Genomic DNA, 20,697 nt, shown 5'->3' with positions numbered 1-20,697 from the left:
GGCTGCGCTTCGAGGGTGGTCATCTCGCACGACTCGGTGTGGTGCTGGGGCGGCAGCCCCATACCCGACCCCGAGGCGGTGGCCGCCATGCTCGAGGTGTGGACGCCGACCCATTTCATCGAACGTATAGTGCCCATGCTCAAGGACGGCGGCGCCACCGACGACCACATCTCGATGATGCTCGACGAGAACCCGCGGCGTTTCTTTGCCGGCGAGGCACTGCCGGCGTTAGACTGACAGGAAAAGACAGGCTGAGCGGCCGCCCGTTCAGTCGTCGGCCGACTCGTCGGCCAACTCATCGGCCACGCGGTAGACCTCGCTGCGCGATACGCCGCGCGACTTGAGCGCGATGGCCGTGTCGCGGCGGCTCAGGCCGGCGTCGAGCAGGCGCGCTAATTCCGCGCGCAGCTCACTCGCGGCCATGCCCTTTTCGGCTGGCGGCAGCGCCACCGCCACCGTGAACTCTCCTCGCGGCCCCTGTTCGCGCAATGCGGCGGCCACCTCGCTCGCCGCGCCCCGGAGCACCTGTTCGTAGAGCTTCGTAAGCTCGCGGCCGACGGCCACCGGGGGGTCGTCGAACTGCCCGGCCAGATCGTCGAGCAGCGCCAGCACGCGCCGGGGCGACTCGTAGAACACCGCCGTACCACCCGCGTCGGCCAGCCGCTCAAACACCCGCCTGCGGGCCGAGCCGCTGGACGGAAGGAAACCTTCGAAAGAAAACCTGTCGGTGGGTAGGCCCGACACCGACAACAGCGCAGTAACGGCCGAGGGACCGGGAACGGTGATGACCTCCAGGCCGGCGTCCGCAACCGCGCACACCACCCTGTAGCCGGGGTCACTTATGCAGGGCGTACCCGCGTCGCTGAGCAGGGCCACGTCGTCGCCCCGCTTAAGGCGGGCAACTATGCCAGCGGAGGCACGGCGCTCGTTGTGATCGTGGCAGCTCAACAAGCCCGCGTTTGAACCCGCGAGCTCGAGCAGACGGCGGCTGACGCGGGTGTCCTCGCAGGCCACGGTTTTGACCGAAGCGAGGATCTCCATTGCGCGAGGTGACAGGTCGCCGAGATTGCCAAGCGGCGTGGCCAGTACGTACAGGCGCCCGGGATCGCCCTGCTTGTCTTTGCCCCTGCCAGCCAAGGCGGTCAGCTGCCCCAGTCGCGCGCGTAACGAAAATCCGAGTCGATGGTGCGCTCGGACACCTTGGCTATCACCGGCAGGCGGCGCTTGAACTGCGAGCCCTGCACCATGCCGCGCACGCGCTCCACGAACTCGGCGTCAAAACCGTCGGCGAGCAGTTCCTCGGCCGACGCGCGTTCGTCGACCATGCGGTAGAGCAACGCGTCGACCTCGCGGTAGCCGAAGCCGAGCTCCTGCTCGTCGGTCTGCCCTTCCCAGAGGTCGGCGGTGGGCGGCTTGTCTATTACCTCGGCGGGTATCTGCAGGTGAGCCGCGAGCGCCCAGACCTGGGTCTTGTAAAGATCGCCGATGGGGTTGATGGCCGAGGCCATGTCGCCGTGCAGCGTACCGTAGCCCAGCAGCAGCTCGGTCTTGTTGGAGGTGCCCAGCACCAGCGCCCCGCGGTCGGCCGAAAGATCGTAGAGCACGGTCATGCGTTCGCGGGCCATCTTGTTGCCTCTACGCAGGCGCGAGGCGTCGGGCACACGCTCAAAGTAGGCGTCGACCTGCGCGCTGATGTCCAGCTCGGTGGTCTTCATGCCGGTGGCCTCGGCCACGGCCAGCGCGTCGGCACGGCTGGCTTCGCTCGAGCTGCTGTAGGGCATCATCACGCCCAGCACCTTGTCGTTGCCAAGGGCGCGCACCGCGAGTGCGGCCGACACGGCCGAGTCGATACCGCCGCTCAGGCCCAGCACCACGCTGTCGAGGCCCACCCGTCGAACCTCGTTGCGGACGAAGCTGACCAGCACCTTCTCCACCAACGGGCAGTCAAGAGCAGGAAAGACCGGTGTAGTGCCGGCTGGAGCAGGGGCCTGCTCAGCTTTCATCCTCACCGCCCTTGGCAAACAACTTGTCGGTGCTCAGCGCTCGGGGGTTACTGCGTTTTTCCGGGGCCTGGCGACTGCCGTCGGGACGCGAATCGTCCTCGCGGGAGTTGCCACCCTGGGCTTTGCCCGAGTGAGCCGACTTGCCGCGATTGTCGTCGCGATCGTTCCAGCCGCGCCGTTCGCCGCGATCTTCGCGACCAAAGGATCGCGGCCCGCCACTGCTCGGAGCGCCACCGCCTTGCTTGCCGCGATCGTCCCGACCAGAGGAGCGCGGCCCGACAGTGCGGTTATCACGGCGGTCGTCACGCCGGTCGTCGCGGCGGTCGTCGCGGCGGTCGTCGCGGCGGAATCCACCGCCCCCGCCCGGTCCCGGGCGCCTGTCGTTGCCACCGAAAGACCTGCGATCCTGGCCACCCTTGTTGTAGCCGCCACGGTCCTGGCCTCCCTTGTTGTAGCCGCCACGGTCATCACGGCGGTCGTCACGGCGGTCGTCGCGACGGTATCCACCGCCCCCGCCCGCACCCGGGCGCCTGTCGTTGCCGCCAAAGGACCTGCCTTCCTGGCCACCCTTGTTGTAGCTGCCCTTGTTGTAGCCCCCGCGGTCCTGGCCGCCCTTGTTGTAGCCGCCACGGTCATCGCGGCGATCGTCTCGGTTGTATCCTCCGCCTCCGCCCGCACCGCCACGCCTGTCGTTGCCACCGAAAGATCGGCGATCAGAGCTACCGCGGTCATCACGTCGGAATCCACCGCCGCCGCCTTCGCGCCGGTCGTCACGTTTGAATCCACCGCCGCCGCCTTCGCGCCGGTCGTCACGTTTGAATCCACCGCCGCCGCCCTCGCGTCGGTCATCACGTTTGAATCCACCGCCGCCGCCTTCGCGTCGGTCGTCACGTCGGAATCCACCGCCACCGCCTTCGCGTCGGTCGTCACGACGGAATCCACCACCGCCCTCGCGTCGGTCGTCACGTCGGAATCCACCACCGCCCTCGCGTCGGTCGTCACGTTTAAATCCACCGCCGCCGCCTTCACGTCGGTCATCGCGTCGGTCGTCACGACGCCCGGCGTCGCGGCCCGCGTGTGCAGGCTTTAAGACCGGGCGTTCGCGCAGTCTCGAGTACTCGTTGATGACAAGATCCATGTCCTCGTCCCTGAGCAGGGGGTTCTTCAACCTGCGGCGCCGTACCGAGTCTTCGCCCAGTGGCGCCGAGATGAGATCGTCTTCGAAAAGGGCAGCCCTTGTTATGATCGCGCCCGAGGGGTCGATGATCGACGAACCGCCCCAGTAAACGTGGCCGTCCTCGTTGCCGCAGCGGTTGGCGTGCACCACGTAAAGGCCCAGGTTGCGGGCCATGGCACGATTCCAGTTTTCCCAGTGCTGGCCGTTCTGACCCGCGTCGGGCTTGACCGCACTGTCGTCTGACGGCCCTTGCCCGTTGCTGTCTTCGGATTTCGCGGCCTTCTTGCCGGCGGTCCCGACAATGCTCTTCGCGCCAGCGTTGACTCCCACCACCGGACTGGCCGAGGGTACGATTACGATCGACGCGCCGTCGAGCCCTGCCACCATGGCCGCGCTGGGATGAAGCATGTCTTCGCAGATGAGCAGCGCGATGCGGCCGTGGCGACTGTTGAACGCCTGTATGCGCTGGCCGCGCGCAAAGTAGCGCTGCTCGTCAAACATGCCGTAGGTGGGCAGGTACACTTTGCGATGCACGCTGAGCACGCGGCCCGCTTCGAAAAACACGCTCGCGTTATAGAAACAGTGGTCGCGGGTTTCCTCGACCAGGCCCACCACCAGCGAAATGTCCTTGGACAGCTCGGCGAGTTCGGTCATGGTCTCGCTCGTGCGCTCAAGGGCAACGTCGGGCACTGTGTCCTTGAGCCGATAGCCGGTCAGGCTGAGCTCGGGGAACACCAGTATGTCGACACCCTGTTCCAGGGCTTGGGCAATAAGTTTTTTGTGAGTTTCGAGGTTGGCCTTGAGGTCGCCGAGAACCGGCGAAAACTGAGCAACTGCGATACGAGGCCCGCTACCGGGCCGCCTTACGGCATTTTCCATTGTCTTTTCTCCCGCGCAGTCGCTTTCACTGCGCCTGCGGCCGGCCCGCTATCGGCCTTCCGCTATCAATGGGGGTCATCCCCCCTGTTCTGGTGGCCCGGCGACGCTTTTTTTTGCGCCGGTCTGCCGTGGTCCACGCTTGTCCATGCCGGGTCCCGCCCGGCTGCTTTCGCTTTGTGTCTTGCCCGTCTATTGCCCGAATGCTGCCCGGTCACTTGCCGGGGCTCCGCAGGGGTACGGTACTCTCTTGTTATCGTTGACTAAACACCATTTTGCCTGCTGCGTCCAGCGGTCTTCCCTCAACCACCTACGCAGCCTAGTTTGGCAGTATGCCGAAAGTCAAAGGATGCGTAAAAACCGACAAGGGCGCCGTGGCGCTCAGCGACTACGAACTGGGCGACCCCGAGCCGGGCCAGGCCCTGGTAAAAATGACCCTGTCCACCATCTGCGGGTCGGACATACACATCGTTGACGACATCGACGATGTACCCGCCGGCATGCCTATGGGCCACGAGGCGGTAGGCGTCATCGAGGCCGTGGGTGACGGTGTCGACCGCTTCAAACCCGGCGACCGCGTGGTGACCTGCTGCCTGTCGAGCTGTGGCAGCTGCGAGCAGTGCGTAGACGGCAACCTCAACGTGTGCCAGACCTTCGGCGCGCCGATGAACCTGCTGTTCGGCTGCCAGGGCGAAGCCTACATGGCCAACGGGGCAGACCAGAGCATGGCAATCATCCCCGACGGCATGAGCGACCGGCAGGCTATCTTTGCCGCCGACATCATGAGCACCGGCTTCGGCGCCATCGAGCGCGCGGGCGACGTGGAAGGCAAGACGGTGGCCATCTTTGCCCAGGGCCCGGTGGGACTCTGCGTGACGGCTGCCGCCAAGTACTACAAGGCAGGCCGCATCATCACCGTGGAGTCGATTCCCGAACGCGTGGCCATGTCGCGACAACTGGGCGCCGACGAGGTCTTTGACCCCGGTACTGCCGTTGAGTCGATCCTCGAAGCCACCGGCGGGGTGGGCGCCCACGTGGCGGTCGAAGCCCTGGGCAAGCAGGTCACCTTCGGCAACTGCCTGGCCTCCACGCGCATGGGCGGCACCATAAGCTCGGTGGGTGTGTACGGAGGCATCGAAGAGCTGACCGTGCCCACCGACGGAAACTTCATTCACCGAAACATAGTCACCACGCTGTGCCCGGCCGGACGCGAGCGACTCGAGCACCTGCTGGGCATAATAGAGTCGGGCGAGGTAGACCTCGAACCACTGCTAACCCACGAGCACAGTCTCGACGACATAGTGGCAAGCTACGACACCTTCCGCGCTCACGATGACGGCGTACTCAAAATTGCCATCTCCTGAAGGCCTCCCTAAGGGGAGTATCCGGCGCCTCCCCTTTTTGTGAAATGAGTGGTTGGTGGAAATCGGCGCGGGTACGGCGGCTGCGCAGCCGCTTGTCCGACGTGCAACGCCTGCTGTATCCGCTCGTGAACGCCTTCATCCGGGCCTGGGTGGCCGTGCTGCACCGCCGCGGGCGTTTCGAAGAACACGGCCCGCTCTTTGATTACATCCGCGAGGGCCGACCCTGCATCGTCACCGCCTGGCACCAGGACGTGTTCCTGACGATGTTTTCGCTCTTTCGCCATACCCAGCGCGGCTGGCCCCTGCTCTTCATGGTAGGCCACAACCGCGTTGGCACGCTGGGCGCCTACCTGCTGCAGCGCTTCGGTATCGACTGCGTTGCCGGCTCGAGGCGCGAGCGCGGCACGGCTGCGGTCGAGGAGCTGGCCCGGCGCGCGGTGGCCGAAAACAAGTCGGTGGTTATCATGGCCGACGGCTCACGCGGGCCGTCGCACGAGGCCCGCTGGGGTTCGTTACACCTGGCGGCTATAAGTGGTCTTCCGCTGCTGGCGGTACGCAGCTGGGGTGACAGGATTACCGTGCTCGACAGTACATGGATGAAGCTGGCGCTGCCCCACTTGTCGGGTCGCGTGGTGACGGTGAGCGCCGAGCCCATCTTGGTGCCCGGCCACGCCCGCGACAGCGAAACGCTGGCTCCCAGCAGGCAGCAACTGCAGCAACGCCTCGACCTGCTGGCCGAAGAGGCCGAGAAACTGGTGAGCGTCTAAATCCATGCACGACCAGCAGCACAAGGCGCATGGGCCCACGGCCTGGCTGGTTTTTCCGGTCGTCATGACGACCGGCCTGCTGGCGACCGACCACGCGCTGGCCGCTGGCTGGTCGCTGGTGCTCGTGCTCGCGGCGGTGCAGCTGGGCGCCGCCCTCGCTATTGCCATACTCGAACGCGTTGTTCCCCTGCACGCCGAATGGAACCGTGCGCGCGGCGACATCGCCACCGATTTTGGTCACGCCATGATCTCGGGCAACCTGCTGCCCGAGCTGAGCAAGCCCGCCCTGCTCACCGCCGGCGCGGCGCTGGCCGCCTGGATTGCTTTGGCCACGAACATCACCGGCCCCTGGCCGCAGCACTGGAACACCTGGGCGCAACTAGCGCTGGCACTGGTCGTCGGTGAGTTCGGGCAGTACTGGGTGCACCGCTCCGAACACGAGCGCGAGTTTCTCTGGCGCTTTCACTCGGTGCACCACAGCGCCCGGCGGCTGTACTGGCTCAACGCGGGGCGTTTTCACCCGGTGGACTTCATGCTGCTGTTCGTCGCCTGGTACCTGCCGCTGGTGGCGTTGGGAGCCGGCGAGGAGGTGATAGTGCTGTTCGCGGTGTTCACCTCCATCCACGGAATGTTTCAACACGCCAACGTGCGTCTGCGACTGGGACCGCTCAACTGGATATTCGCCATGGCCGAACTGCACCGCTGGCACCACTCGCCCACGGTCGAAGAGGCCAACAGCAACTACGGCGCCAACCTCATAGTCTGGGACGTGTTGTTCGGCACCCGATTTCTGCCGGCTGACCGCGAACCGCCCGTCGGCATAGGCATAGAGGCCATGCCGGATTTTCCGCCAGGCTACCTCGACCAGCTGCTCGTGCCGCTGCGCTGGCGACAGGTAGTAGCCGAGAGTGCCGGCGACCAGGATAAAAGCGCCCCTGGCGTGTAGCGCCCAGGGAAGCTGAAAAGGGTCCGCCCCGCGTCACCGCAGGCAGCCAGCCACTCCTTCACTCCCCTCACGGACCCCGTAGCAACGTTGTTTCACCTGGTTGCAACGCTGGCAACGCAACGTGTCAGCTTTGTGCATAAGCAACGCAGCGACGGGCCCCGGTTGCCGCCTTCCGGGACCCGTCACTCAGTCAGTCAGCGCAGCGGTCTATACATCCACCGAAGCGAACCCGGCAACGCTTAAGTCCCTTGCGGGCTGCAACAGAGCAGTCCCGCGCGCAGGTCACCCGCTCCTCACCATCAAGCCCACGGCAACCTTGCAGGCACTGCCGGCCGCGATGCTTGACCGCCGACAAGCAGCGCCGCATTCCCTTTGCGCAATCCGCCCTGCATTCCCTGTCGCCGGTAGGGTCGCAATAATCAACCGGCTCAACCGTAACCGGGCCCAGCCCCTCGGGAGCTAGATCTCCCGAAGCTGCGGCCCCGGACTGCGAATCGTGCTGCAACCGGGGGAGATGGTCGTTACACAGATCGTCACAGCTCTCGGGGCCGCAAAGTCGCCGGCAAACCGGCTGCCCGACGCGGCAGCGTTTTTTCGCCTTGGCGAGGACTTCGCTGACGCAGCGCCGGCGGCACTCGGTCTGACTTGAGCGCGAGTCGAGTTGCCCGCACCTGGCCTTACACACGCGGGCCTGGTTCCACGCGTTTTCCAGGCACATGCGCCGGCGCTTATTGCAGGCCTGGTAACACTCGCGCTGATGCCCGGCGCAGCGAAGCTCGCAGAGCTCGCTGTCGTGGGGCGAGCACAGTTGCTCGGCCGAGGTAGCGGCCACGGCAGCCGAGGCCGGCGCCACCGCCGGGCCGACCGAAGTGGCCAGGAACAGCAGAAGCGCCGCGCCGCAAACACCGCGAAGTTGCTTGAGTTGGTTCATTTTCTCCATTTTTCCTCTCCTTTCCGTAGGGGTAGAGACGGTTACCCCCCATACGGGGTAAATTAAGCTCTTGCTGTAACCGCCCTTATTTGGGATAATATTCCCAATAGGTAGCTACAGTCAAGCGCGAACTTCACGAAATCGTGAACCTGTGTAGAAAGTCCTTGGAAATACTGGCTTTCAGGCTATGCTCAAAAATTGGGAACATGAGCCCACAAAACGACAAAATATCGGGGGGCCCCCTTTCGGCGGCCATGCTGCGACTGCTCAAGCCGCTGGTGCGGCTGCTGCTGCGCAAGGGGATGCCCTACGGCGCCTTTGCCGACCTGGCCAAGCGGGTTTACGTGGACACGGCCCGCGACGAGTTTGCCATAGAGGGACGCAAGCAGACCACCTCGCGGGTGTCGATACTTACCGGGCTGTCGCGCAAAGAGGTTTCTCGGGTGAGCTCCCTGCCCGATCCCGACGACCAGGGAGCCTCGGACCGTTACAACCGCGCCGCGCGGGTTATAAGCGGCTGGGTTCGCGACCAGCGCTTCGCCAACGAGCTGGGCGATCCCGCGCTGCTGCCGCTCGAAGGCGACGAGCAGCTATCGTTCTCCCAGCTCGTGAAGATCTACAGCGGCGACGTTCCCGTGCGCGCACTGCTCGATGAGCTGCGGAGGATAGGCGCGGTCGAGGCTGACGGAAAAGGAAACGTTCGCCTGCTCGCACGCGCCTACGTGCCGGGCGGCGGCGACGCCGACAAGCTGGCCATCCTGGGCATGGACGTGGCCGACCTCGTGTCGACCATCGATCACAACATGCAGTGCGACGCCGACGACCTGTTTTTTCAGCGCAAGGTCAGCTACGACAACATGCCCATCGACCCCGACGGCGAGCTCAGGAACCTGGCCGCCGAGCGCGCGCAGACGCTGCTCGAGGAACTCGACCACTGGATGTCAGCGCGCGACCGCGACGCGAGCCCGGGGGTGGAAGGCCGCGGACGCATGCGGGCCAGCCTGGGCGTGTACTACTACGAAGAAGAACTGCCCGAAGAGACGACAGCCGACACTGCGAAAGACGAAGAGGAGCCATCATGAAACACCAAACGGCCATGCAAGCACGACCTTTGCCCAATCGCCTGGCGGACCGCGGGGGCGCTTTGCTGCCCGGGTTGCTGGCTGCCCTGCTGGCGACGGCGCTGCTCAGCATGGCCGGCTGCGAGGGATCTAGCTTTGATTTCGGCGGTGGCGTTGGCGGCAGCGGGCTGGTCTGGGGCCCCATGGGTGATGAACCGAGCTGCGACGACCTGCTCGTGGACCAGGTCTGCTTTGACAGCTCGACCGCCGTGGTGACCGTCAACGGCGAGCCCGCAACCACGGCAGCCCTGGAACCCGGCATGGTCCTGGCCGTCGAAGGCGAGCTCAACGAGGCCGGCGATGCAGGCACCGCAACGGTGGTGGATTACAACAGCCTTCTCACCGGCACGATCGAAAACGTAGACCTCGATAGCGCCGCGCTGCAGGTGCTGGGCGACACCCTGCTGCTCGACAAGGAAAGCCGGCTGGTAGGCTTCACGCTGTCGTCCGGGTCAAGCGGACTCGACGTAGAAGTGAGCGGGCTGGTCGACGCCGGCGGCATGATAAGGGTGACGCGCATAGCCAGGCGGCCCAGCGCTTCTACCGAACTGTCGACCGCTGGCACGCTGCGCCTGCTCAACGTTGGGGCACAGACTTTCCGCGTGCGCGGCCTTGAGATCGACTACTCTTCGGCGATCGTAAGCGGCGCGGGCGGCAGTCCGGCTAACGGGCTGTTGGTACGCGTAACCCTGGCCGGTGCGCCCTCGTCCGGCTCGGCCGTGGCCACCAGCATACGCCTGGTTGAGCCGCTGCGGGCCCGACTGGCCAACCAGTCAGTCGTGCTCAGGGGGCTGGTTACTTCCGTGCAGCCCGACCTCAAAAGCCTGGTGCTCGACCGGGCCCACAGCGTGCGTATCGGCAAGAATACCCAGTTCGTGGGCAGCAGGGCCGATGAGCTGGCCGTTGACCAGCGGCTGCGCGTAAAGGGCCGCATCACCGACAGCAAGTCCATACTGGCACTGGTGGTGGAGAAGCTGCCCGACGCGCTGCCCTACGAGGTCTCGCCCGCGCCGCTCCCCTGAAGGAGCTCGCCCGGAAGCATACGCGTCAGCCGGTAAAGAAACTCAGCGAGCGATCGGCCAGGGCAACCACCGGCCGCCACCACACGCCGAACACCAGCGTGGCAACTGCCAGCACGCCCACCAGCATGCCGTTGTGCCTGTCGGCCACGAACTCGGGCGCGCCTTCGGCTGGTTGGTCGAGGTACATGCTGCGCACGATGCGCGCGTAGTAGTACAGCGACACCACCGAGTTGAGTCCGCCCACGACGGCGAGCACCCACATCTCCTGGCGGATGATGGCGGCAAACAGGTAGAACTTACCGATGAACCCCGCGAAGGGAGGCAGGCCAGCCAACGACAACAGGAAGATGAGCATGGCCGCCGCGGGTAGCGCTCCACCACGCCAGGCCAGTCCCTTGAAGCCTTCGATATCTTCGCGCCCTGATTGGTTGAGCACCATGAGCAACACGGTGAAGGCACCCAGGTTCATGATGTAGTACACCACCATGTAGAACATCATGGCTCGCAAGCCGTCGTCGGCCATCACCACGAAGCCCATCAACATGTAGCCGGCATGGGCGATCGATGAGTAGGCGAGCAGGCGCTTTATGTTGTCCTGCCTCAAGGCCGCGACGTTGCCCAGGGTCATTGTCACCATCGAGGCCACGACCAGCAGCGACTGCCAGTCCACGCCAGCGGCGGCGAGCCAGTTGCCGTCGCCGTCGTAAGCCGACACTGCCGGGTAGAAAAAGCGGATCATCATCGCGAAGCCGGCGGCCTTTGAGCCCACCGACAACAGGGCGGTGACCGGCAGCGGCGCGCCCTCGTAAACGTCGGGGCTCCACATGTGAAAAGGCACCATGGCTATCTTGTAGCCCACGCCCGCGAGCACCAGCACCAACGCGAGGTAGATCACTGGTTGCGCTCCCGCTACGACAGCTCCATCGACACCGCCGCTGCCCAGGCCGGCCATGACCTGCGAGATGGCCGCGTAGTCGAGCGAGCCCGTGAGGCCGTAAATGAGGCTCATGCCGTACAGCATCGCGCCCGACGCTACACCGCCGTAGACGAGGTACTTCAGCGCGGCCTCGGCCCCGCGGCGGCTGCCACGGATAAAACCGGTGAGCACGTAAGACACCTGGCTCACGAACTCCAGCGCGAGGTAAGCCATGAGCATGTTGGTGGCCGAGGCCATGTAAAACATGCCCAGCGTCACCGAGAGCAGCAGCGCGTAGTACTCGCCCGGGTGTTCGTCGCGCATTTCGTCGGAACCCAGCGACATCCAGACGGCCCCGAAGCCGGCCAATCCCAGCAGTAACTTGAAGAAAATCGAGAAACCGTCGAGGGCGACCATGCCGCCAAACAACAGGCCTTCCTGTCCGCCCGACTGCATGGCCACGAGACAGGTCGCTGCCGCGGTTATGACCAGGGCCAGCTCTCCGAGCACGGCCTTGCGCTTGACGACCAGCTCGAGCAGGAACAAGCCCACTACTCCCACGGCCAGCAGGGCCTCGGGCAGGCTGAACGGCAGGCTCTGTATGTTGTTCAGGTTCATGCGATTCTATTCCGTCTTGCTATATCCAGTTCCGCGACCAGCCGTCAGGGAAGCACGTCCAGCGGCAGCGACGCCAGCGGGGGCACGGCCGAAAGAACGGTGTTGTTGATGGCGGTGAGCGAGGTGTTGATCAGGTCAAGTACCGCGTGCGGGTACACGCCCAGCACGATGACAATAACAGCCAGCGGCGCCAGCATGAGGATTTCGCGCGCGTTGACATCCGGCATCGACGCGTACTCCTCGTTGACCGGCCCCAGCCACACCCGCTGCAGCATCCACAGCATGTAGCCTGCCGTGAGCACCACGGCGCTGGCCGCCACGATGGCCAGTCCCGGGCTGTACTGCCACGCGCCGAGCAGCACCAGCACCTCGGAGATAAAGGCCGACAGGCCGGGCAGTCCCATGGCAGCAAAAAACGCGATCACCATGATGCCCGTGTACACCGGCATCACCGATGCCAGTCCGCCAAAACCGTCGATGCGGCGATGGTGGGCACGGTCATAAACGACACCGACCAGCAGAAAGAGCATGGCGGTGATGGTGCCGTGGTTGAACATCTGCAGCACCGCGCCGTTGATGCCCTGCACGGTCATGGTGGCCATGCCCAGCATGACGTAGCCCATGTGCGAAATAGATGAATAGGCCACGAGCTTCTTCATGTCGGTCTGGGCCATCGCGCACAGTGCGCCGTAAACGATGTTCCAGGTACCGAGTGCCGCCAGTGCCCAGAACGCCATGTCCTGGGTCGCCAGGGGTAGCATCGGGTAGCAGAAGCGCAGGATCCCGTAAGTGCCCATCTTCAGCAGCACGCCCGCCAGGATGACCGATATGGCGGTGGGCGCTTCCACGTGGGCGTCGGGCAGCCAGGTGTGAAACGGGAAGGCGGGGATCTTGATAGCGAAGCCGATGAACAGCGCCAGCCAGGTCCATGTCTGGAAGGTCCGCGAGTAGGTACCCGCGTTGTCCATCAGGACCAGCATGTCGAAGGTGTGGGGCTCGTTGTAGAAGTACAGCGCCAGCATGGCGATCATCATCAAGACCGAGCCGGCCAGCGTGTACAAGAAAAACTTGATCGCCGCGTACTCGCGCCGCGCACCACCCCAGATGCCGATGAGAAAATACATGGGCAGCAGCATCACTTCCCAGAAAATATAGAACAGGAAGAAGTCCAGCGCGCAGAATACGCCGGTCATTCCGGCGTCCAGAAGCAGGAAGAGCGCGAAGTAACCCTTCACGCCCTTTTCGATGTTCCAGGAAGCAAGAATGCAGATCGGACAGAGCAGCGCCGTGAGCAGTATCATGGTCACCGACAAGCCATCGACACCCATGATGTACTGGATGTTGAACGACGGTATCCACTGCGCGCGTTCCATGAACTGCATCGCCTCGGTAGAGCGATCAAAATTCGCGAACAGCCACAGGGCCATCAGCAGCGGCGGTATGGTGAAGCCCAGCGCCGTAAGCCTGATGGCCTTGGTTGCACCGCCCGGCATGCACAGGATGAAGGCCATGCCGGCCAACGGTATGAAGGTCATGTATGTGAGGATGTGATCCATCTCGTCTCGCTCCGAATTACTACTCGCTGTAAACTACTGTTCGCCCGAACTAGTTCCACGTACCTGCAAACAACACGGCCGCCACCACCACGACGATGACGTAAAGATAAGTATTGAGGCTGCCGGTTTGTACGCGCCGCACCACGCCGCCAAAGGCGTGGATGGCGTCCGCCGTGAGGTTGACCAGGCCGTCAACCACACGAGAATCAAAAGCGCCACTCAAGGTCGCTCCTATACGCGTGACGTACGCGCTGCCGTTTACCACCCCGTCGACCACCGTGCGGTCAAACCAGGCAAACAGCGTCGACAGGCCCATCGTACCCCTGAGGACAGTCGCGCCGTAGAGCTCGTCAACGTAGTACTTGTTGAGAAACACGCGGTGCGGCCAGCCGCCGCCGATGCGCGCCAGCGACTCGGCGCTGAAAACTTTTTTCACGTAGATGAGCCAGGCCAGCAGTATGCCCAGACCGGCTATGCCCACCGAGGCGGCCATCAACCCGTACTCAAGCGCCAGCGAGTGGTGCCCGCTGTGCTCCATGTGCCCGACCACCGGCTCAAGAAAATGGGCAAAGGCATTGCTGCCACCCAGCGCCGCCGGCACGCCCAGGAAACCGGCAAACAGCGAACCCACCGCCAGTATGATCAGCGGCCAGGTCATCCAGCCCGAGGACTCGTGCAGGTGCTCACGGGTGTGCTCATCGGCCCGGCACTCGCCGTAAAACGTCATGAAGACCAGCCGGAACATGTAAAACGCGGTAATGCCCGCGCTCAAGAAACCCATGACCCAAAGCGCCGGGCTGTGCAGGTAAGCGTTCCACAGGATCTCATCCTTGGAAAAGAAACCGGCGGTACCCGGTACGCCCGCGATCGCAACGGCGGCGATAAGAAAAGTCCAGAAGGTGCGCGGCATGTAGTGGCGCAGGCCACCCATCTTGCGCATGTCCTGCTCGTGGTGCATCGCGTGGATCACGCTGCCCGCGCCGAGGAACAGGCAGGCCTTGAAAAACGCGTGCGTCACGAGGTGAAAGATGCCCGCCGCCCAGGCGCCGACGCCCATGGCTATGAACATGTAGCCCAGCTGGCTCACGGTAGAATAGGCCAGCACCTTCTTGATGTCGTTCTGGGCTATGCCGATGGTCGCGGCAAAGAACGCGGTGGCCGCCGCTATGATGGCCACGACCTCGAGGGTCGCGGGCGCCATGGCAAACAGAAAACTCATGCGGCCTATCATGTACACGCCCGCGGTCACCATGGTGGCCGCGTGGATGAGGGCCGACACCGGCGTGGGCCCGGCCATGGCGTCGGGCAACCACACGAACAACGGTATCTGCGCCGACTTGCCCGTGGCACCCACGAACAGGAAGAGGGTTATAAGCGTCACTACCGGTACGCCCCACAGCGCCATGCCGTCCAGGCCACCGACCAACGCCGGCAGCTCGCGGAACACCATCGAGGCCTGGCCCGCGGAGTCGAGGCTCCAGAACAGCAGGAATACTCCCAGCAGGAAGCCGAAGTCGCCGATGCGGTTGACTATGAATGCCTTGTTGCCGGCCGTGGTGTTGACGTGGTCCTGGTGCCAGAAACCAATCAGGGCCCAGGAGCACAGCCCAACGCCCTCCCAGCCCACGAACATCAGCAGCAGGCTGTCACCGAGCACCAGCGTGAGCATGGCAAACATGAACAGGTTGAGCAGCGCGAAGAACCTCCACGCGGCCGGCTCCTCGTCCATGTAGCCGTAACTGTAAATGTGAATCAGGCTGCCGATGCCGGTAATGACCAGCGTCATGACGGCCGACAGGGGGTCGAACTGAAAGCCGATGTCGACGTTCAACGAGCCGATGTGTACCCACGGGGCGACCGTGTCGATGACCAGGCGGGAATGTTCGTCGAAGGCAAGCAGGCTGAAGAAGCTGATCACCACCAGGACAAAGCTGGCCAGCGACGAGCCGATGGCGACCGCCGCCACCCCGCCGCGTCCCGCGCGGGACTGTATGCGCGTGCCCAGCAGGAAGTTTACCGCCGCGCCCAGCAGCGGGATGAAGGGAATCCACCGCAGCAATTGGCTGCTGTGTACGGCCACCTCGGCCGCGTGATGGGGATCAACCATGCTCTGCCTATCCCCTGAGCGACGTCATCTGCGAGACGTCGATAGACCCCGAGCGGCGGTAGATGCCGAGCACGATGGCCAGTCCTATGGCGGCCTCGGCGGCGGCCAGCATGATGACAAAAATCGAGAATACCTGCCCGTCAACACCACCCACGCCGAAGCGTGAAAACGCTATGTAGTTTACGTTGGCTGCGTTGAGCACCAGCTCAACACCCATGAGTATGCCGATGGCGTTGCGCCGCGTGAGCACGCAGTACAGGCCCATGCAGAACAGGGCGGCTCCCACCAGCAGGAAGTGCTGCAGTCCCAGCGCTTCAGGCATCGTCGCGCCCCCCCGGTTCGGCTATTTCCTTGCGCGACAGCACGACCGCGCCCACCAGCACCGATAAGAGAACGATGGATGCCACCTCGAAGGGTAGAACGTAGCGTCCGAGCAGCGCATTGCCGATTGACTGGGTGGAGGCAAAGGCCTCGTGTGCCACTCCCTCGGCGGGCAGCTTCCACGGCGCCACTTCCAGCGCCGCGATAAGACCGGCAAACATCGCAAGCGCCGCCGCCATGCCCGGCAGCTTGCCGACACCGCGGTTAGAAACCTTGATATCCTCGATACGGTGCGTGAGCATGACGGCAAACAGCGTCAGCACGAGCACGCCGCCCACGTAGACGAGCACCTGCACGCCGGCCACGAAGTCGGCTTCGAGCATCACGTAGAGGCCGGCAACACCGAGAAACGAGACCATCAGCGACAGCGCCGAGTAGACGATGTTGCCTGAAAAGATCACGCCGCCGCCGCCGCCCAACGCGAGCGCCGATAGCAGTAGAAAAGCTGCGACTGAAAGATCCGGCCCCTGCATCAGGAAGCCTCCCCTGTCCCCGACCCGGGATCGGTGGTGACCGAAGACGACGTGGTACCCGAAGCAGGCTTGGCCGCCGGCTGCGCAAACTCGTCGAGGTAGCGCATGCCCCGTTCGAGCACCGGCATGATTTCGGGATCATCCTCGCCAGTTTTCTTGGGCTTGTACGCCGCCACCGGAAACTTTACGTAACGCCGCATCATACTCTCGAGAGAATAATCAGAGCCCTCGAACTCGCGGGTGTGATGTATCGATCCCGTGGGACAGGGCTCGGAGCACAGCCCGCAGTACATGCACTTGGCAAGATCAATATCGAAGCGATTGAGAATCAACTGCCGCGTGGCCTTGTCCTTGGTCGCGTCGATGACGATGCACTCGATAGGACAGGCGCGCTCGCAGGCCAGGCAACCCGTGCAGATCTCAAGATCGACTTCGAGCATGCCGCGGTAGCGAAACGGCAGCGTATCCTGCACGCGCGTCTCCATGCGGTCGGGATACTCCACCGTGTAAGGCTTGCGAAAGAAATGCGAGAAAGTGATCGACAGCCCCTCGAAAACGGTGGAGCACGATGTCGTTACGTCCTGCAGCCAGCTTGTTACCGCGCTCATGACGACAGGCCCTGGGACGCGCCCGATGAGAGGCTGGAGTAATCAAGCGCGCGTGCACGCTTGAGATGAAAACGGACCTTGAAGGCAAAGCGGATCACAACGCCCACCACCACGGCAAAGGTAGCCATGCGCAGGGTGTGGCTGCCCTGGGGCACTGCCACCATCAGCGTGGCCGTACCTAACACGGACAGCATCGCCAGCGGCACCATGTACTTCCAGCACAGGGCCATGAGCTGGTCGACGCGCACGCGCGGCAGCGTGGCCCTGAGCCAGATCATGAAAAACACGCAGGCGAGAGACTTGCCCAGGAAAACGCCCACCTGGGCGAGGTTCATCAGCACCGGGTTGTAAGTGAACTGCGGCACCTGCCAGCCACCCATGTAGAGCGTAGTGACCAGCGCGCCTATGACGTAGAGATTGCCCCACTCGGCCATGAAGAACAGCGTGGATCGCATGCCGCTGTACTCGGTGGCAAAACCCGCCACGAGTTCGGACTCGGCCTCGGGCAGGTCAAACGGGGTGCGGTTGCCCTCGGCCAGCGCGGCCGTAAAAAACAGCCCGAAGCCCAGCAACGCGAAGGGGCTGTGGAACATGTGCCACTGCCACGGCGCGGCGCCCTGCTCGCCGATGATGCCCTGCATCGAAAGCGTTCCCGACAGCAACACGGCCGGAAAAATCGCCAGGCCCGCGGGAATCTCGTAGCTGATGATCTGTGTCGCGGCCCTTATGCCGCCCAGCAGCGACCACCTGTTGTTCGACGACCAGCCGGCCATGAGTATGCCCACGACCACCAGCGAGGTGACCGCCGTGACATAGAGAATGCCGATATTGAGATCGGCGATGATGAGGTCACCGGAAAACGGCACGCAGACGAAGGCGGCAACAAAGCCCACCATCACCACGTAGGGCGCAAACCTGAACAGCGGTCGATCGGCCACCGTGGGAATGATGTCCTCCTTGAGAATATTTTTAACGCCGTCGGCCAGCCACTGCAGGAAGCCGAAGGGCCCCACCCTGTTGGGCCCGACACGCGACTGTATGCGCGCCCAGATACGACGCTCGGCCCAGGTCACGATGCCGGCAAAGGGCAGCACGAAACCAAAGACCACCACCGAGCCGAACACCGCCATGCCCGCGAGATAGCCCAGCTGCCGTTCCAGTCCGGTGGCGTCGCCGAGCAAGGTGTCGAGAAACGCCTGCATCAGCGGTCAACTTCCGGAGCCACTATGTCCATGCTGGCTATCACCGCCACGAGATCGGCGATCATCAGTCCGTGGCTCAAGCGGTCAATTATGCCCATGGCCGTGAAAGACCCCGTGCGTATGTGCACCCGGTGCGGGTACTCGCTGCCGTCGCTCGACACGTACCAACTCTGCTCACCACGCGGGGCTTCTATCTTGACGTGCACGTCGCCCACGGGCGGCTTGAAGTTGCGCGGAACCCTGGCGATCACGGGCCCCTCGGGAATACCCGCGAGCGCCTGTCGAAGAATGCGTATGGACTCCACCATCTCTCGCATGCGCACTATGTAACGGTCCCAGCAGTCGCCGGTGCTTCCCATCTCGCCGCTGCCCAGGGGCACATCGAAGTCAAAATCTTCGTAAACGCTGTAGGGGAGATCGCGGCGCACGTCGAAGTCCACGCCCGACCCCCTGAGGTTGGGCCCGACCAGGCCCCAGGCAATGGCCATGTCGGCGTCGACCGTGGCCACGTCGGCAAGTCGCTTGACGTAAATCCTGTTGAAACCCAGCAGCTGGTTGAACTCTTCGATGACCGGCTCGAGGTGATCCAGGTAGTGGCTCACCTTCTCGACGAAACCGTGCGGAAGGTCCCAGGCCACGCCACCGATGCGCATGTAATTAAAGGTCAGGCGCGCGCCGCACAGCTCCTCGATGAGGTCCATGATCATTTCGCGCTCGCGTATGGCGTGGGTAAACGGGGTTATCGCGCCCATGTCCATGCCCATGGCGCCGACCCCTAGCAGGTGGCTGCAGATACGGCTGAGCTCGGCTGCGATCACGCGGCAGTACTCGCCACGCCTCGGCACCTCGATGTCCGCCAGCTGCTCGGCCGCCATGGCCCAGCCCTGGTTACAGGCCATCGCCGCCACGTAATCCACGCGGTCGGTGTAAGGCATGAAGCCATGCCAGCCCACCTTCTCGGCTATCTTCTCGATGCTGCGGTGCAGGTAACCGATGTCAGGTATGGCGCGGCGCATGACCTCGCCATCGGCCTTGACGATAAAACGCAGGACGCCGTGGGTGCTGGGGTGCTGCGGCCCCATGTTGAGCGTCATCTCCTCGGTGGGCAGTCCCAGGGAGTCGTGTACTTCGAGTTCTACCGACACCTGCTTCAGTCCCTCTTCATGGTGAGCAGGCTCTCACGCACCGTGGATATTCCGTGGTAGTCGGGTTGCTCTTCGTAGTCCTTGCGCAGCGGGTAACCCACCCAGTCCTCGGGCAGCAGGATACGGCGAAGGTCGCAGTGTCCGCTGAACTCGACACCGAGCAGGTCAAAGATTTCGCGCTCGAGCCAGTTGGCTGCCGGCCACACGGCTTCTACCGTGGGGATCACCGGGGCGGCACGGTCGGCGTTGACCCTGAGCGTGATCGAGTGCCGCTGCTTGTACGAAAAAAGCGAGTACACGGCCTGTATGCGCTCGAGATCGGGGTAGTCGGCGCCGCTCAGGTTGCTGAGATTGTCGAACTCGAGGCCCTCTTCGTCGCGAAGAAAAGTACACACCGCCTCGATGACCGAAGCGTCTACTTCGATCGAGGCTTCGAAGGGCCCCGGGGCCAGTTCGCCTACCGCGGTGTCGAAACGCCCGCGCAGGGCAGCGTGAATCCCGGTCGAGTCCACTTCAGGCCCTTTCGCCTACAGGCCCAGCAAGACGGGGCGTGTCCGAGGAACGGGTGATCCACTTTTCCTGCATGATCTTCTTCTGCAGCATGATCAGGCCCTCGGTCAGGGCCTCGGGCCGCGGCGGGCAACCGGGCACGTACACGTCCACCGGTATGACCTTGTCGACGCCGTCGCACACCGAGTAGGCGTACTGAAAAAGTCCTCCGCAGTTCGAACAGCTGCCCATCGACACCACGTACTTGGGGTCGGGCATCTGCTCGTAGAGCACCCTCGTGCGCAGGGCCATCTTCAAGGTCAGGGTGCCGGCTATGATCATCAGGTCTGACACCCGCGGCGTGGCGCGGGGGGCCATTCCGAAGCGGTCGAGGTCGGCTCGCGGGCCGCCGGTGTGCATCATTTCGATGGCGCAGCAGGCCAGTCCGAACAGCATGTACCAGAGCGAACTCTTGCGTGTCCAGTTCAATACCTGGTCAACGGTCGATGTCAGCACCATCTCGGGCGCGGAGTTAATCAGCGACATGGCGGCTACCTCCGGGCAATGTCGGCTCGGGCTCGTCGCCCTGGGTGACGACACTCTTCAACCAGACCAGGTCTCCCTTGGTCCACACGTAGACCAGGCCGGCAAGCAGTATGGAAACGAAGATCAGTATCTCGACCAGGGCGAACAGGCCCCGCCCGTCGGCGACCCAGTCCCTGAAGACAGTGACCACCGGGTATATGAAAGCGACCTCGACGTCGAAGACGATGAAGATGAGCGCGACGAGGTAAAAACGGATGTTGAAGTTGATCCACGAGTTGCCGCTGACCTCTTCGCCGCACTCGTAGGTGGTCAGCTTCTGCTTCTCAGGATTGTGAGGGCGCAGCAACGCGCCCAGCCCCATCATCATGGCGGGCAGAAACAGCCCCAGGGCGACAAAGACAAGGATGTTAGCGTAGTCAAAAAGCATGGAAATATGCGGGGGTTATCGC

Annotated in this window: 21 protein-coding genes; 6 read left to right on the top strand and 15 right to left on the bottom strand. The window is 63.7% G+C overall.

The window, feature by feature from the left end; translation table 11 throughout:
- Nucleotides 1–237: phosphotriesterase-related protein (locus EYQ35_04540; GenBank protein ID HIF63411.1), on the top strand; the 237-nt coding region annotated here is incomplete at its 5' end.
- Between the two features lie 30 nt (nucleotides 238–267).
- Here EYQ35_04540 and rsmI read toward each other — a convergent pair.
- Genes rsmI through EYQ35_04525 form a run of 3 tightly spaced genes read right to left on the bottom strand, consistent with a single transcriptional unit; the run spans nucleotide 268 to nucleotide 4,059 of the window.
- Nucleotides 268–1,155 carry a 16S rRNA (cytidine(1402)-2'-O)-methyltransferase gene (gene rsmI, locus EYQ35_04535; protein ID HIF63410.1) on the bottom strand — a complete coding sequence of 296 codons (888 nt, stop codon included), beginning with the start codon at nucleotides 1,153–1,155 and terminating at the stop codon, nucleotides 268–270.
- Nucleotides 1,143–2,003, bottom strand: coding sequence for an NAD+ synthase (locus EYQ35_04530; GenBank protein HIF63409.1), 861 nt, complete (start codon nucleotides 2,001–2,003; stop codon nucleotides 1,143–1,145). Before EYQ35_04530 ends, rsmI begins: the two co-directional genes overlap by 13 nt.
- Nucleotides 1,993–4,059 (bottom strand): hypothetical protein, encoded by a 2,067-nt coding sequence (locus tag EYQ35_04525; GenBank protein ID HIF63408.1) that lies wholly within the window; start codon nucleotides 4,057–4,059, stop codon nucleotides 1,993–1,995. Before EYQ35_04525 ends, EYQ35_04530 begins: the two co-directional genes overlap by 11 nt.
- A gap of 329 nt (nucleotides 4,060–4,388) precedes the next feature.
- On the opposite strand from EYQ35_04525, the gene EYQ35_04520 reads away from it, so the two are divergent.
- From EYQ35_04520 to EYQ35_04510, 3 genes are read left to right on the top strand one after another with little or no spacing between them, the layout of a single operon-like run.
- On the top strand, nucleotides 4,389–5,420 hold the full coding sequence (locus EYQ35_04520; protein ID HIF63407.1) for an NAD(P)-dependent alcohol dehydrogenase: 1,032 nt from the start codon (nucleotides 4,389–4,391) through the stop codon (nucleotides 5,418–5,420).
- Between the two features lie 44 nt (nucleotides 5,421–5,464).
- A complete protein-coding gene (locus tag EYQ35_04515; protein HIF63406.1) occupies nucleotides 5,465–6,187 on the top strand; it encodes a DUF374 domain-containing protein in 723 nt (240 codons plus the stop codon).
- A gap of 4 nt (nucleotides 6,188–6,191) precedes the next feature.
- Nucleotides 6,192–7,133, top strand: a complete 942-nt coding sequence (locus EYQ35_04510; GenBank protein ID HIF63405.1) for a fatty acid hydroxylase family protein — start codon at nucleotides 6,192–6,194, stop codon at nucleotides 7,131–7,133.
- A 190-nt stretch (nucleotides 7,134–7,323) separates the two neighbouring features.
- Here the strand turns inward: EYQ35_04510 and EYQ35_04505 are convergent, their stop codons facing one another.
- Nucleotides 7,324–8,073: a hypothetical protein gene (locus EYQ35_04505; GenBank protein ID HIF63404.1), complete on the bottom strand. Its 750-nt coding sequence runs from the start codon at nucleotides 8,071–8,073 to the stop codon at nucleotides 7,324–7,326.
- Nucleotides 8,074–8,270: 197 nt separating this feature from the next.
- On the opposite strand from EYQ35_04505, the gene EYQ35_04500 reads away from it, so the two are divergent.
- Nucleotides 8,271–9,146, top strand: coding sequence for a hypothetical protein (locus tag EYQ35_04500; protein HIF63403.1), 876 nt, complete (start codon nucleotides 8,271–8,273; stop codon nucleotides 9,144–9,146).
- On the top strand, nucleotides 9,143–10,207 hold the full coding sequence (locus EYQ35_04495) for a hypothetical protein (protein ID HIF63402.1): 1,065 nt from the start codon (nucleotides 9,143–9,145) through the stop codon (nucleotides 10,205–10,207). Before EYQ35_04500 ends, EYQ35_04495 begins: the two co-directional genes overlap by 4 nt.
- 25 nt (nucleotides 10,208–10,232) lie before the next feature.
- Here EYQ35_04495 and EYQ35_04490 read toward each other — a convergent pair whose 3' ends face one another.
- From EYQ35_04490 to EYQ35_04440, 11 genes are read right to left on the bottom strand one after another with little or no spacing between them, the layout of a single operon-like run.
- Nucleotides 10,233–11,741, bottom strand: coding sequence for an NADH-quinone oxidoreductase subunit N (locus EYQ35_04490; GenBank protein ID HIF63401.1), 1,509 nt, complete (start codon nucleotides 11,739–11,741; stop codon nucleotides 10,233–10,235).
- 44 nt (nucleotides 11,742–11,785) lie between these two features.
- Complete coding sequence (locus EYQ35_04485) at nucleotides 11,786–13,297, bottom strand: NADH-quinone oxidoreductase subunit M (GenBank protein HIF63400.1); 1,512 nt, start codon at nucleotides 13,295–13,297, stop codon at nucleotides 11,786–11,788.
- Between the two features lie 49 nt (nucleotides 13,298–13,346).
- Nucleotides 13,347–15,404: an NADH-quinone oxidoreductase subunit L gene (gene nuoL, locus EYQ35_04480; protein ID HIF63399.1), complete on the bottom strand. Its 2,058-nt coding sequence runs from the start codon at nucleotides 15,402–15,404 to the stop codon at nucleotides 13,347–13,349.
- Between the two features lie 7 nt (nucleotides 15,405–15,411).
- A complete protein-coding gene (gene nuoK, locus EYQ35_04475) occupies nucleotides 15,412–15,726 on the bottom strand; it encodes an NADH-quinone oxidoreductase subunit NuoK (GenBank protein ID HIF63398.1) in 315 nt (104 codons plus the stop codon).
- Nucleotides 15,719–16,258, bottom strand: a complete 540-nt coding sequence (locus tag EYQ35_04470) for an NADH-quinone oxidoreductase subunit J (protein HIF63397.1) — start codon at nucleotides 16,256–16,258, stop codon at nucleotides 15,719–15,721. The genes nuoK and EYQ35_04470 overlap by 8 nt, the downstream gene beginning before the upstream one ends.
- Nucleotides 16,258–16,866 (bottom strand): 4Fe-4S dicluster domain-containing protein, encoded by a 609-nt coding sequence (locus tag EYQ35_04465; GenBank protein ID HIF63396.1) that lies wholly within the window; start codon nucleotides 16,864–16,866, stop codon nucleotides 16,258–16,260. The genes EYQ35_04470 and EYQ35_04465 overlap by 1 nt, the downstream gene beginning before the upstream one ends.
- Nucleotides 16,863–18,068, bottom strand: a complete 1,206-nt coding sequence (gene nuoH / locus EYQ35_04460) for an NADH-quinone oxidoreductase subunit NuoH (protein ID HIF63395.1) — start codon at nucleotides 18,066–18,068, stop codon at nucleotides 16,863–16,865. Before nuoH ends, EYQ35_04465 begins: the two co-directional genes overlap by 4 nt.
- A complete protein-coding gene (locus EYQ35_04455; protein HIF63394.1) occupies nucleotides 18,068–19,162 on the bottom strand; it encodes an NADH-quinone oxidoreductase subunit D in 1,095 nt (364 codons plus the stop codon). Before EYQ35_04455 ends, nuoH begins: the two co-directional genes overlap by 1 nt.
- A gap of 56 nt (nucleotides 19,163–19,218) precedes the next feature.
- Nucleotides 19,219–19,725, bottom strand: a complete 507-nt coding sequence (locus EYQ35_04450) for an NADH-quinone oxidoreductase subunit C (protein HIF63393.1) — start codon at nucleotides 19,723–19,725, stop codon at nucleotides 19,219–19,221.
- 1 nt (nucleotide 19,726) lies between these two features.
- Nucleotides 19,727–20,248 carry an NADH-quinone oxidoreductase subunit B gene (locus tag EYQ35_04445; protein ID HIF63392.1) on the bottom strand — a complete coding sequence of 174 codons (522 nt, stop codon included), beginning with the start codon at nucleotides 20,246–20,248 and terminating at the stop codon, nucleotides 19,727–19,729.
- Nucleotides 20,235–20,675, bottom strand: a complete 441-nt coding sequence (locus tag EYQ35_04440; GenBank protein HIF63391.1) for an NADH-quinone oxidoreductase subunit A — start codon at nucleotides 20,673–20,675, stop codon at nucleotides 20,235–20,237. The genes EYQ35_04445 and EYQ35_04440 overlap by 14 nt, the downstream gene beginning before the upstream one ends.
- Between the last annotated feature and the right edge of the window lie 22 nt (nucleotides 20,676–20,697).

The sequence above is a fragment of the Candidatus Binatota bacterium genome (assembly GCA_012960245.1).
In the GTDB taxonomy this organism is placed as follows: domain Bacteria; phylum Desulfobacterota; class Binatia; order UBA1149; family UBA1149; genus UBA1149.
The sequence above is the reverse complement of the archived record's forward strand: the minus strand, read 5'-3'. Positions and strand labels throughout refer to the sequence as shown.